This is a genomic window from Wolbachia endosymbiont (group A) of Hylaeus communis, assembly GCF_947251915.1.
In the GTDB taxonomy this organism is placed as follows: domain Bacteria; phylum Pseudomonadota; class Alphaproteobacteria; order Rickettsiales; family Anaplasmataceae; genus Wolbachia; species Wolbachia pipientis.
The window spans coordinates 479914-493357 of sequence record NZ_OX366396.1 but is presented as its reverse complement, the minus strand read 5'-3'; the positions used below and the strand labels follow the sequence as shown (position 1 = coordinate 493357).

The window sequence follows — 13444 nt, the reverse complement described above, 5'->3', positions numbered from 1 at the left end:
ACCTCCTGTCATCCAAGTACCCTCTTTGTCATTCCAGTGCCTCTTTCTCCTGTCATCCCAGTGCCCTGACTACTTGGATCCAGGAAAAAAATGGTGTCATCCAACTCCCCTGTCATCCCAGTGCTTGACACTGGGATGGCTTTGTTGCATCGCTACTTATGAAAAGCTAACTATAATTAGGATTATAAGCAACTTATTGAAAATCTTGTTTTTTTTGCAATCAATCTGATCAAATTTAAGAATAGTAACTTGTTATTTATATTAATAAATTTAATTCTATTGAAAATAGCTAAAGCATTGAAATTCTTGAATTTTAGCCGGATTAGTGAGTGGTAGTGAAATTTCTTTTACTCAAATTTAGGTATTCACTGACCGTTCTTGTTATAAATACCAGAATAATAAGCTACTGATATTCTCCACCTTTTTTATCTTTAATCCATCATAGCTAGCGATGCAACAAAGCCCACTGGGATCCAGATATACAAATACTTACAAATCATGTAATGGACAAAAGATTCTAGGAGCATATGTCAAAAACAATGTTCGTGATGAAATAGGCTGGATCCCAGTGGGCTTTGTTGCATAGCAACTGAAAAAATCTGGTGGCTACTGACAAAATTCATTATAAAATAGCCATTTAACCTTGAAAGAAAAAATATGCCACAAAAAATGAGGGTCAGTAACCATAGCGAATATAACAAATTTCTAGAAAAAAGAGGAAATATTTTTCATTATATCAACGAAGCCATAGAAAAGTGGTACGAGAATGGTCCAAAAATACCAGGTGGCAACAATATTTATAGCGATAAAGTTGTAATTTTGGTGCACATAGTAACTTGTTTATTTAGAATAGGCCTGAGGCAAACAGTTGGGTTTATAGCAGGATACCTTGAGCAAATTGGGAAAAATTTGCAAGTTATCAGCTATTCACAATCATCAAGAAGGTTTAAGAAACTCAATATTAAGATCAATGATTGCAGAATTGATAAAAATAATATGGAAGATATCGAAATTGCTATAGACAGTACAGGAATTAGTATATACAACAACACTCCTGGTCATAGCAAAGAAAATAGCGAAGATAGAAAGTATCGCAGCTATGAACAGACAAGAAAATTGCATGTAATGTTGAATACAAACAGCAAAAAAGCCATAGCTGTAAAATACAGTAACGGCTGATCACTATGGAGCTTGTGATTTGCTAAAAGAAGTCGATTTTCAGTATGTCATAAAAGTACTATATGCAGATAGGGCATATGACAGAGAAAAGCTCTATAAGCTGTGTAATCAATATGGTATAAAAACGAAAATTCCTCCGAAAAACAACGCAGCAGAGCATCCAAAGTTAGACTATATGGCTGAAAGAAATTCTGCAGTCAAGCTCATAAAGTCATATGATGAAGATGGTATAAAGAAGTGGAAAAAAGAGATGAGTTATGGAAAAAGATCTTATACAGAAAGTTTTTTCTCGCGACTGAAACAAACATTCGGGTTTAGTTTTAGGAATAAATCTGAGACAAATAGAGAGAAGGAACTACTTGTTAAATGCTATTTGCTCAATAAGTTCACTGATATTGGTATGGCTAAATTTGAGATAGCTTCATAAATTTATTGTGCGTTACCTACTATCCGAAGAGCGATGCAACAAAGCCATCCCAGTGTCAGCTACTTGGATGACAGAGGGGGGTGGGATGACAGAAGATGATGGAGTGACAGGGAGTAATACAAAAAGTTTCGTCATCCCCATTGAATCGGCTTTAAAATCGATGTTCAAAGTTGAAATTTCCCTAGAAGATTCGGGGAAAATCAGAAAAGGTCAGGAAGTTGTATTAAATAACTTGCGTAATTTAAAGAATCATGATATTTGTTGTACGGTGGTGGGTAGTGTACCTATTGCAATCTGCAGTTTTATTTATGGTTGTGTGAAACCTATTCGTGTTTTTAATATTTAAAATGAGGTTTAGATGTCGATAACATCCGAAAAGAAAAAGAGTTTGATAAATATATATGCAATTAAAGAAGATGATACAGGCTCATCTTTTGTACAATGTGCAATTTTGACCGAGAGGATCAGTAACTTAACTGAGCATTTTAAAGTGCACAAGCATGACCATCACTCTAAGCGTGGTTTACTTATATTGATAGGTAGAAGACGCAAGCACTTAAATTATATAAAGCGTAAATTTGGTAATGAAGCCTATCAGGAATTAATAGAGAAGTTAGGCATTAGAAAATAATCGAGGAATTTAATATGTTTAAAATTATAAAAAAATCTATAGAGTGGGGTGGTCGTGCCTTATCTTTAGAAACAGGAAAAATAGCACGCCAAGCTCATGGTTCAGTAGTTGTAAATTACGGTGATACTTCTGTTTTAGTAACTGTTGTACGTAAAAAGAAGGAAGAAAGCGTTGATTTCCTACCTTTAAATGTGCAGTTTATCGCAAAAAGCTATGCCATGGGTAAGATCCCTGGCGGGTTTTTTAAAAGAGAAGGCAAGCCATCTGATAGAGAAACTTTAATCTCAAGAGTAATAGATAGAAGTATAAGACCACTATTCCCAGAAGGATTTCATGATGAAATTAGTGTGGTGTGCAATCTATTAACTTATGATACAGTCAATCCTCCTGAAGTGCCAGCATTGATTGGTGCTGTTGCAGCTCTTGCAATTTCTGGTGTTCCCTTTCACTTTACTATAGCTGGAGTGATGGTTGGTTGTGATGAAAATAATAACTATATACTCAACCCTTCTGTTCAAGAGATGAAAGCAAGCAGCTTGGATCTGTTTTTGTCTGGTGATGAAAATTCAATTTTAATGGTTGAATCAGAAGTGAAAGAGCTCTCTGAAGAAAATGTTTTTAATGCAATAAAATTTGGCCATGAACACCTTAAGCCTGTCATTAAGCTCATAAAAGAGTTTGCTGATACAATTGGCAATAAACCTGAGAGCTTTGCCCCTATTGATGCATCAGATATAACACAAGAGCTCGAAAAATACGGTAAAGATTTTGAAAAAGCATATTCGCAAACAGTAAAACAAGAGCGAGTTCAAGCTCTAGAAGCGATCAGAGAGAATATATTGAATACTCTTAAAGAAACTGGAAAAGACGAAAAGTTAATTACGTATGCAGTAAAAAACTTTGAAAGATCTTTAGTACGTGAAATAATTAGGAAGAAAAGTGTAAGGATAGACGGTCGTAAGCATGATGAGATACGTCAGATAGAAGTTGAAGTTGATATTCTGTCCAAAACTCACGGTTCTGCACTATTTACAAGAGGCAATACTCAGGCACTGGTTGTTACTGCTCTTGGCACCACTCAAGATGAGCAAATTGTGGATGATATTGAAGGGGATAGACGTGAGCATTTCATGTTGCATTATAACTTTCCCTCATTTGCTGTTGGAGAAACTTCTGCTGCGCGTGCACCAGGAAGAAGAGAAATCGGTCATGGCAAACTTGCTTGGAAAGCAATTCATCCTGTTTTACCCGATAAGTCTGAATTTCCTTATACAATAAGAGTAGTGTCCGAAATTTTGGAGTCTGATGGTTCTTCTTCTATGGCAACAGTTTGTGGGACTTCTCTTGCTTTAATGGATACGGGTGTGCCAATAAAGGCCCCTGTTGCTGGAATTGCTATGGGTCTCATCAAAGATAAAGACGAGTATGTAATACTTTCCGATATACTTGGTGATGAAGATTATCTTGGTGATATGGACTTTAAAGTAGCAGGAACTAGTGAAGGGGTTACGGCGCTACAAATGGACATGAAAATTTCTGGTATAAGCTTTGAAATTGTTGAAAAATCTTTAGAACAGGCAAAAGCTGGAAGATTACATATTTTAGAAAAAATGAATGCAGTGATTTCAGAACACAGTGATGATGTCAAAGACCATGCACCAAGGATGTTATCATTTTACATAGATAAAGACAAAATTTCTGCTGCTATAGGTTCTAAGGGGAAAAATATACGCAGTGTGTGTGAAAGAAGTAATGCAAAAATTGAAATAGGAGATGATGGTAAAGTTTCTGTTTTTGCTACGAGTGGCACTGAAGCTGAAATTGCAAAGAGTATGATGATTGATTCAATAACAGAACTAGAACAAGGTTCTATAGTTGATGTCAAGGTTGTAAGAATAGAGAAGTCTATTGTAGAGCTTGAATTTCTTAATGGCAGAAAAGGAAAAATGCACATAAGTGAAGTAGCTAATGAACATATAGATTCTATAGAGAGCGTACTTAAACAAGATGATACTTTCAAAGCACTAGTAATTGACTTCGAAAAAGGTGGGTGTCCAAAGTTGTCAAGACGTCGGGTTGATCAAGAGACGGGAGAGTTTTTTGAAGGTGAGCTTTACAACGAGGAAAGGAAAGATGGTCCAAATGACAGGGATAATTATTACAATAATTCATTTAGTAGAAAACCTGGAGGAAGTCACCATAAGAGGCCTCCTCGTCCTCGTTCTGGTTTCAGCAACAGAAATAGGCCGAAATTTGGTAATAATGATTCATCATCAGGTTTTTATTAAGAGTAAACTTCTTGCGTTACCTCTCGTCATTCCAGTGCTTAACACTGGAATGACACCCTTTCTGGTGAAGAGGTTGTTCTCAAATCACAATGTTAGTACAATTGTGGTGTTAGCTATAGCTAACCCAAGGTATCCGTTCAGCGGAGTGGTAGAATAAGGTAGACAAAGTGATCTAAAAAGATAATCATAGAGCAAAAGTGAGGTAATGTGGTAAACCTTTTAGAACTTTGCAAAAATTTACAGCAAAAAATAGAAAAACTGAAAGCAGAGATAGAAAACTTAAAAGCAGAAAATAAAGCTTTAAAGATAGAGAACGCTGAATTAAAGGAAAGGCTTGGTTTAAACTCGAAAAATTCATCTCTACCGAGCTCTAAAGAATTGTACAAAACAAAAAAGGACAAGCCAAAAAGCGAAAGGAATGTTGGCGATCAGGTTGGGCATAAAGGAAATTTTCATGCTACAATGGAAGCGGATAAAGTAGTAAAAATAGAGTTGCCTAATATTTGCGAATGCGGAGGAGAGCTTGTAATATGCGAAAAACCTTATGTTCACAAAAAAGTTGATCTTCCGGAAATTAGGCCTTATGTAGTATAGCATTTCTCATAATAGTCCGAACAGGTCATAGGAAGGCAGAATCAACAGCACGACGAAAGGATTCGAATAGAGGAATGTTTTTCCTGGCTCTGTTTTTTATAGCAAACCAATGATGCTCAATTTTGTTGAAATCTGGAGAATAAGGCGGCAGATACAAAATTTCTGCACCAACCCCTTTAGCAAGCTCGATAATCTTATCAGACTTATGAAAAGTAGCATTGTCAAGAATGACAGTCTGTCCAGGTTCCAAGATCCATACGCGTCAAGTTAAGAGATTGTGAGCAAATTTAGAGAGGTTAAAGTGGATACTCTAGCCCTTCTACGTTTGTCTTTTAATGAAAATCGCGACCAAGTTATAGTGAGTTTTTTAAGAAATGCTTTTAAACTATTAATTTTGGTTAATACTAAAAATAACTCTCTAACCCGCCTTTTTAGCTCAATAAATGCCTTTGTTAAGCTAAGTTCTGTATTCTTTTTCACTTCTGTGCAAACAACTATGCCGTGAAATATAAGAATTGCGCACAATTTAGCATATAGTTCACATAATACTCTGCATGGCTTTCCTTTTAGCTTATCAAGTCTGATATGGCTTTTATACAATTTAAATAATAACTCAATTTGCCACCTTACTCTGTAAATCGTTAATACTTGCTCAGCACTAATTTTATTTTCTGGAACATTAGTTATAAATATTGACCAGTTCAACAATTTTTGATTTCTTTTAGAGGATGTATATCCCTGCGATCTTGCTAATCTATTAGCTTTCCTTCTTCTGGCTATAGACTGTTCTTCAGTTAGTTTCTGACATATAATTCTTACTCTAATTTTTGCTTCTTTTCCTAACAATACCTCGTTTTCTAAAAATAACTTATCCTCTAAACATTCTAATAACTCCATTTTTTGATTTGTTTCTACATCATATACGTTGGTATCGGATTTATAACGACTTATGAAATAAGCTCCTATTTCATTGATTTGTTTAAAAGAACTTGGCACAAAATAACCGAGATCAGATATTAGCAAATCATTGCTTGATATATTACTTAAATGTTTCCTATATCCCTGGTCTGATCTTATTCCCTCCGTTAAATTAAGTTGGTCTATTATCTGATTCATGTAATCGAAAACTAATTGTAACTTTATTCCAGACTTAGTATTGCTTTCATAGCCACTGTAGCTAGTACCATAACCTTTATACATCTCTTCCATACTGTTAGGTAGAGTAATATAGCTACTGTCCAATAATTTAACACTATTAAATTGCTGTAAGATTTTGCAATCAACTTGCAAGATATTTTTAAAGAGAACCACAGATTCATTATACATCCTTTTCATAAATTCCACTGCTTCTTCAGTAAATCTAAAATCCAAACCTTGTTTTGTTATATCTATCGAGTCCTCGTTTAGTAATTGACACATTGTTTCTACGCTACAATTATCAACTCCTATATTACCCAAGACCATGGCTTTTACGAATGATGAACCTTTTAGCTTTCTCTTTCTTTTTATAAACCTTGTTGTAATTGAGATTTTCTCTGCTTTTTCATTAAAAAATTCTTTGAGCTTTTTTGATAAGCAAGTTATTTTATTCATTGGTTCTCTCACTAAAAGTATATCTGGGAGAACTTATACCTTATTATTCTATCTCTTTCATACCTTTATTTCCTTAACTTGACGCGTATGGTGATAGAAATATTGAAGCCTATTATAAAACGTTTGAAACAAAGTCTTGTGAAAGCAAACAGCTAAGTAAGCAAAAGAATAAAAATAGCAAAAGTAAGCCAAGCTTTGCTTTGTATGAGGAACTGCACCGAATAACTGGTATGGATTTCACTAAAATTCCTGGATTTGATGTATTAAGTATACAAACCATAATTTCAGAAGTTGGTATAAACCATAGTAAATGGCCAACAGAAAAGCACTTTTCATCGTGGTTGGGACTCAGTCCTGCTAATAAAGTTACAGGGGAAAAAGTGTTTAACACAAGAACACGTAAAGTCATTAACCGTGCTGCAAATGCTTTGCGAATAGCTGCTCATTCTGTAGGAAATAGTAAAAGTGCGTTGGGTGCATACTACAGAAGATTGAAAAAACGACTAGGAGCACCAAAAGCAATAACAGCTACTGCAAGAAAAATGGCATGCATATTTTATAGTATGCTCAAATACGGACAGGAATATGTAGAAAAAGGAATGGAATACTATGAAACACGCTATAAAGATAGAACTGTAAAAAATTTGATCAAAAAAGCGAGCGAATTTGGCTACATATTAGTTCAACAAGAAGAGTTAGTTGAGTGAGTTTCTTAGGAGATAATACTAAATCCGAATTCTTTGTTGCTAAAATTCCATTCAAAAAGATATCTAATTTTGTTTTATCTTCAGTTAAGTCTTCAGCTAACCTATTTCTGATGTTATCATTATCAAGCACAGTGTACTCGAGGTACGAGCAAGGCTCAATAAGTATAAAGTCCTCTAAAGGCACTAGTTCTGGATAGGTGCCAGCGTAATCAAGTATGCCACACTCAGTAATACACCCTCCTTTTCTTATAACACAGCAATTGAGACGACCATGATACATTGATAACAAAGAAAAAAGACGTATTATACTTGTACCTCTATCTTTCATTTCCTCGAAAAGCTTCCTATCATTTATTAATTTGTGCAAAATGTAATCCATAGCAGGACCTGGTTTGCGGAAATGAAACATATTATTCTCTTCAAAAATGGCCTCAGCTAATTCGATAGATTCTTTATCCTCATCTACGAAAGCTTTTTCATTTCTATTTAACTGTATGATCTCAGCTTTGCTATCTCTGCGTAGACCAGTTCTCCTTATTAACATCTCAAATATTTTTGTATTCATATATATCCTATATTAGTTAAAGTAAATATTAATAATGTTTACTTTTTAAATAAAAATAAATGAAAATTTTAATAAAAATTATATTTTTTTTAATAGAATAAAAATCTTTTATATTTGCTTGAGTACCAAAAGGGCTTTATTGGTGTAATGCGTTTTCTATTGCGCCTGGCCGCAGCGCGTGATGCAACCGGATTCAAGTGTCAGCTACTTTTATAGCACCACTTCTGCTTCAATAACTGTAAATACTAAGCGATCTGTCTTAAAATCTCCTCTTGTTGCTGAGCATGTACACTAGCATAACCACATGCAGGAGATGCAGCAGCAAGTCTTGCAATGCACTTAGGTCTTTTTGCTTGAATATTGAGATTGGATAACACTTCTTCTATCAATGGGTTGACAAAAAACCATCCTCCCATATTTTTTGGTTCTTCTTGACACCATATAATTTCAGCGTTCTCGTATTTCTCAAGTTCACTGCTTAGTTTATCGGCCGGAAACGGATAGAATTGCTCCAAACGTATTACTGCTATATCGTTTATTTTTTGTGCTTCACATACTTCAATTATGTCGTAGTAAACTTTACCACTGCATATTACAACTTTACGTATTTTATCATTTAGAACCAAATCTGTTCTATATTCTGGGATTACCGTGAGGAATTTTCCTTCAAAGTCAGATAGGTTAGAAACTGCTCTTTTATGACGCAATAGTGATTTAGGTGTAAACACTACTAAAGGCTTGCGAAAGTCTCTGTGGATTTGCCTGCGTAAAGCATGAAAATAATTTGCTGGAGTAGAGCAATTAACAACTTGCATGTTATCTTCTGCGCAGAGTTGCAAAAATCTCTCTATACGCGCGGAGCTATGCTCAGGTCCCTGTCCTTCATAACCATGAGGCAGCAACAAAACTAGACCGCTTGATCGCAACCACTTTGTTTCTGCAGATGCAATAAACTGGTCGATCATAATTTGTGCACCATTTGCAAAATCACCAAATTGTCCTTCCCAGAGCACCAGTGAATATGGGGAATCAAGGCTATATCCATATTCAAAGCCCATTACAGCATACTCTGATAAAGCGCTATCTATGACCTCAAAGTAAGCTTGCTTTTCATTTATATTGTTTAGCGGAATAAACGCTTCTTCTGTTACCTGATCAACAAGCCTTGAATGACGGTGCGAGAAAGTTCCACGACCAGAGTCTTGTCCTGATAAACGCACTCCTATTCCTTCTGTGAGCAGTGATGCAAACGCAAGACTTTCGGCAGTTGCCCAGTCTATATTACTACCAAAATTTATGCTGTCTATTCTGCCATCGAGTATTTTTCTAACCTTATTGTTAATGTTAAAGTTACTTGGGATATTGCTATTTATACGCACACCTAATTTTTTCAGCTCATCTGGCGGAACACCAGAATCCGTGTAGTATTCGCTCAAATCGCTCAGCTTTGCTCTTCTTAATTTTGACCACACTCCACCGAACCAGTCAGCTTTTTTTGGAGTGTAAGCCGCTGATTCAGCAAGACTTTTATCTAATTTTGCCCTGAATTCACTGCGCAATTTATTTACTTCATCGCCATCTAATACTTTCTCTGCAGTCAATTTTTCTTCATACAATGTTCCAGGAGTTTTATGCTTTGATATCGCCTTATACATAAGTGGCTGAGTGAAATTCGGTTCATCACCTTCATTATGGCCATATTTGCGGTAGCACATTATGTCAATTACTACGTCCTTTTTAAATTTCTGCCTATATTCCATCGCCAGACTTGTAGCAAAACTCACAGCTTCCGGGTTATCTCCATTGACGTGAAACACTGGAGCTTCTATTGATTTTGCTATATCAGTGCAATAAAAAGAGGATCGTGCGCAACATGGGTTAGCAGTAAAACCAACTTGGTTATTAATGACAATGTGCACAATGCCATCCACTTTATAGCCTTCAATATTGCTTAAGGTTAAAGTTTCAGCAACCACTCCTTGACCGATGAAAGCCGCATCACCATGAATTGATATGCCAAGCACAGATCTTATATTCTGTTTTGCTCTTATTCTTCCAGCCAAAACCGGATTTACCGCTTCAAGGTGAGATGGATTAGGGCATAAACTTAAATGTATTTTCTTACCACCGGCAAGTGTTTGATCAGAAGAGTAACCAAGGTGATATTTAACATCACCGGACACCTCAAGACCACCTGGATATGCAAGATTGCCTTGAAATTCAGATAGCATTGCCGCATATTCTTTGCCCATAACTTTGGTTAGAATATTGAGTCGTCCGCGGTGAGCCATGCCAAGAACTATTTCTTCAATACTAAAAGCTGCAGAATCACTAATGATTCTCTCAATTGCAACGATAGCTGATTCCCCACCTTCGATAGAAAAACGTTTATATCCAGGAAATTTCATATGGAGAAATTGCTCGAACATCTCAGATTCAATTAAGTGCCTCAGTATTTCCTTTTTATCTTGTGAACTCAGCGTATAGGTTTGATTTTCGATCTTTTCCTGCAGCCACATCCTCTCCTCATAAGAGGAGATATGCATAAATTCAAAACCGATGTTCTTGCAGTAAATATCTCTATAGATTCCAGCGTCACTTGCCGGATATAGATTCGAATATTTCTGATAATCTACTTCCTTATTCACATTGGGTGATAACGGATTAAGATCCGCAAAAAAATGACCGTAAGATCTGAAAAAATTTGCTAAACTAGAAACTGAATCATCCACCTTAGTTACATGTTGTGCACCGCAGGTCTCCGCTTTATTAACTTCTAAATTGCTTGAAAAAATTCTATACCAATCCTCCCCGATTGATTTATCACCCTGCAAATAACGGCTATACATTTCTTCCACAAATTCTGCATTATCACCATAAAGGCAGCTTAAACTCGACATAATCACTATAAAAAGTATCAAATACTTATAAGTATAACTTAAGTTTTTTAAAAAAGAACTTTTTTAGTTTCTATACGTCATACCGCGATTCATTCGCGGTATCTCTTAACATAGATCCCGCTAACACGTAGCGGGATGACGATTGTCAGGGTGTCATTCCAGCGCGTGACGCTGGAATCCAGTTTTTATTTGCAGCCTACTTGACTCGAAGCTAAGTTTTCTGGATCCAAATAGTCAAGGCACTGGGATGACAAAAAAAGGAGCACTGGAATGACAAAGCTATAGGTTGCAAGCGAGACGTCATACCGCCGCGGCGCTAACAAGAGATCCCGCTAACACGTAGCGGGATGACGGTTGTCGTTTAGCTATAAACATTAAGAAATTTACTAAGCGAAAAAAAAGGCAAAAGAAGCCCTGGGGTTATTATCCGCTTTAAAATATTGGCGTTTTTTATGTTTTAAACGCTTGACAAGCAAGATTAAGCTGCTTTTAATTGCAACTATAGCATTTCTCATAATAGTCCGAACAGGTCATAGGAAGGCAGAATCAACAGCACGACGAAAGGATTCGAATAGAGGAATGTTTTTCCTGGCTCTGTTTTTTATAGCAAACCAATGATGCTCAATTTTGTTGAAATCTGGAGAATAAGGCGGCAGATACAAAATTTCTGCACCAACCCCTTTAGCAAGCTCGATAATCTTATCAGACTTATGAAAAGTAGCATTGTCAAGAATGACAGTCTGTCCAGGTTCCAAGATCGGTGTCAAAAATTGCTCAAACCATCCATTAAAAACATCCATATTACAGTGGCCTTCAAAGGTTAACGGAACAACTATCTTTCTTCCACTTAAGGCTGCAACCATACTGATTCGTTGAGTTTTCTTTCCAGATTTTAAGGCATAAAACCGCTGTCCTTTCTGGCAATATCCGTAGGGGTAGTCTTCGGTGTTATCAATGCCAGACTCATCTATATACACTAAGTTTTTAGGTTCTTTTGTCGCTATAATTTTCAAAAATTCAGCACGTTTTTCTTCGTTTCTTTCCTTGTATCCATATGTCTTTTTTTGCGCGTAAATTCAATTTTTTTAAGGGCTCGATAGATCGTTTGGATACTAACGTTGTTCCAAAGTTTAGCCATTTCCGATAGAGTCTTTCCTCCGTGTTCTCTGGCAAATTTGGCAAAGGTATCCCAGTCGGTAATTTTGTGATTGTAACCCCCATTTCCAAGTTTTTTTGATTGAAAGTCTCCTGTTTCTTTTCTTCTTTGCTGCCACTCCCATAAAGTAGTTCGTCCAATCTTAAATCTTGCTGCCACTGTTTCTCTGCTTTCTCCTTCGTCTAGCGCTTCCATTGCTTTTTTTCTTAAATCATAACTATATGCTGCTGGCATTCAACCTCCTTATCATCATCTACCCTTATCCTATCACATCCGGACTTTTATAGAAAGAGCTCTAAGAGGTTGTCCGGAAACAAGTAAAAGGCTATAATATCTGAAATTTTAGTACGGGGTAAAGATGAGAAAAAAGTATCCAACAGATCTAAGCGAAAGGGAATGGGCAAGAATAGAAAAACACTTCAGAGTATCATACAAGAAAGGAGGAAGGCCGCCAAAGTATAGCAAAAGAGAAATATTAGAAGCAATTTTCTATGTATTGCGTACAGGGTGTCAATGGCGGTATTTACCAAATGATTTTCCGCTATGGAAGACTGTGTATGAGCAGTTCAGGCAATGGAAGAAGCAGGGAATTTTTGAGAAAATGAATTATGAAATTACAAAATATAGTAGAAGAAAAATAGGAAGGAATGAGCAGCCGAGTGCCTGTATAGTAGATAGTCAATCTGTAAAGACTACAGAAAAGGGGGGATCAAAGGCTATGATGGAAGTAAAAAAGTAAAGGGTAGAAAAAGGCATATAATTACAGACACTCAGGGTTTTATACTAGGTTGTTACGTAGGCGCTGCTAACGAAAATGATAGAGATGGTATTAAAATAGCATTAAACAATATGAGAACAAAATATACTAAAGTTAAAAAAATGTGGGCTGACATGGGATACCAAGGAAGAAATTTAAAGAATCACATAAAGGAAGAATATGACATAGATATTGAAATTGTTAAAAGGCCTACATGTAGATTTTGGGTGCACAAAGATACGCCACCTGAGCTACTACCAACAAGAGAACAAGGGTTTAAAGTACAGCCAAGAAGATGGGTTGTAGAAAGGACTTTTGCTTGGGTTAATAGGAATAGAAGGCTATCGAAGGAGTATGATTTACTCACAACATCCACTGAGAATTTCATATACCTAGCTATGAGTAGGGTTATGTTAAAGAGGGAATATGCTTGAATTTACTTGTTTCCGGACAACCTCTAACTTACGCTGCAAATGTTTAAGAAATTTACTAAGCAGAAAAAAAGACAAAGAATCCCCGAGTTAGCTAGTCTTTTACTATCTCTGTCGAGTATTGGCATTTTTTGATGTCTTGTAACGCTTTATAAGCGCGTTCAGCTTATTTAGATAAAAATCTAGATGTAGATGAAGTTTTGTAAAGACATACAG

The 13444-nt window shown here is 36.1% G+C and carries 10 protein-coding genes and 4 pseudogenes; 7 read left to right on the top strand and 7 right to left on the bottom strand.

Going from position 1 to position 13444, the window contains the following annotated elements:
* Nucleotides 1–8: 8 nt before the first annotated feature.
* The gene (locus OPR52_RS02465) at nucleotides 9–131 is read right to left on the bottom strand and encodes a hypothetical protein (RefSeq protein ID WP_265038373.1); all 123 of its coding nucleotides are present in this window, start codon (nucleotides 129–131) and stop codon (nucleotides 9–11) included.
* Nucleotides 132–657: 526 nt separating this feature from the next.
* Between OPR52_RS02465 and OPR52_RS07840 the strand changes: the two are divergent.
* From OPR52_RS07840 to OPR52_RS02435, 5 genes and pseudogenes are all read left to right on the top strand, one after another.
* Nucleotides 658–1606: pseudogene (locus OPR52_RS07840) on the top strand (IS5 family transposase).
* Nucleotides 1607–1691: 85 nt separating this feature from the next.
* Entirely contained in the window at nucleotides 1692–1952 is a 261-nt protein-coding gene (locus OPR52_RS02450; protein WP_265038372.1) for a hypothetical protein, read from the top strand.
* A 12-nt stretch (nucleotides 1953–1964) separates the two neighbouring features.
* Nucleotides 1965–2237 (top strand): 30S ribosomal protein S15, encoded by a 273-nt coding sequence (gene rpsO, locus OPR52_RS02445; protein ID WP_006279944.1) that lies wholly within the window; start codon nucleotides 1965–1967, stop codon nucleotides 2235–2237.
* Nucleotides 2238–2251: 14 nt separating this feature from the next.
* The gene (pnp, locus tag OPR52_RS02440) at nucleotides 2252–4525 is read left to right on the top strand and encodes a polyribonucleotide nucleotidyltransferase (protein WP_095742791.1); all 2274 of its coding nucleotides are present in this window, start codon (nucleotides 2252–2254) and stop codon (nucleotides 4523–4525) included.
* A gap of 207 nt (nucleotides 4526–4732) precedes the next feature.
* Nucleotides 4733–5116: pseudogene (locus tag OPR52_RS02435) on the top strand (DUF6444 domain-containing protein); the annotation flags it as partial.
* Nucleotides 5117–5144: 28 nt separating this feature from the next.
* On the opposite strand, the pseudogene OPR52_RS02430 reads toward OPR52_RS02435, so the two are convergent.
* A pseudogene (locus tag OPR52_RS02430) lies at nucleotides 5145–5372 on the bottom strand (transposase); the annotation flags it as partial.
* Between the two features lie 14 nt (nucleotides 5373–5386).
* The gene (locus tag OPR52_RS02425; protein ID WP_265037763.1) at nucleotides 5387–6712 is read right to left on the bottom strand and encodes an IS4 family transposase; all 1326 of its coding nucleotides are present in this window, start codon (nucleotides 6710–6712) and stop codon (nucleotides 5387–5389) included.
* 92 nt (nucleotides 6713–6804) lie between these two features.
* On the opposite strand from OPR52_RS02425, the pseudogene OPR52_RS02420 reads away from it, so the two are divergent.
* Nucleotides 6805–7419 (top strand): annotated as a pseudogene (locus tag OPR52_RS02420) (transposase); the annotation flags it as partial.
* Here OPR52_RS02420 and OPR52_RS02415 read toward each other — a convergent pair.
* The 4 genes from OPR52_RS02415 to OPR52_RS02400 form a co-directional block, all read right to left on the bottom strand.
* A complete protein-coding gene (locus tag OPR52_RS02415; protein ID WP_265038371.1) occupies nucleotides 7361–7984 on the bottom strand; it encodes a hypothetical protein in 624 nt (207 codons plus the stop codon). The pseudogene OPR52_RS02420 and the gene OPR52_RS02415 overlap by 59 nt on opposite strands.
* Nucleotides 7985–8229: 245 nt before the next feature.
* Nucleotides 8230–10884 (bottom strand): 2-oxoglutarate dehydrogenase E1 component, encoded by a 2655-nt coding sequence (locus OPR52_RS02410; RefSeq protein ID WP_264723078.1) that lies wholly within the window; start codon nucleotides 10882–10884, stop codon nucleotides 8230–8232.
* A 386-nt stretch (nucleotides 10885–11270) separates the two neighbouring features.
* The gene (locus OPR52_RS02405) at nucleotides 11271–11399 is read right to left on the bottom strand and encodes a hypothetical protein (RefSeq protein WP_265038370.1); all 129 of its coding nucleotides are present in this window, start codon (nucleotides 11397–11399) and stop codon (nucleotides 11271–11273) included.
* A gap of 15 nt (nucleotides 11400–11414) precedes the next feature.
* A protein-coding gene (locus tag OPR52_RS02400) for an IS630 family transposase (protein ID WP_265037751.1) occupies nucleotides 11415–12274 on the bottom strand; the annotation gives its coding sequence in 2 pieces (ribosomal slippage) (nucleotides 11415–11950 and nucleotides 11950–12274; 861 coding nt in all).
* A 124-nt stretch (nucleotides 12275–12398) separates the two neighbouring features.
* Here OPR52_RS02400 and OPR52_RS02395 point away from each other — a divergent pair.
* A protein-coding gene (locus OPR52_RS02395; RefSeq protein ID WP_265037890.1) for an IS5-like element ISWpi1 family transposase occupies nucleotides 12399–13231 on the top strand; the annotation gives its coding sequence in 2 pieces (ribosomal slippage) (nucleotides 12399–12768 and nucleotides 12768–13231; 834 coding nt in all).
* The last annotated feature ends 213 nt before the right edge of the window (nucleotides 13232–13444 follow it).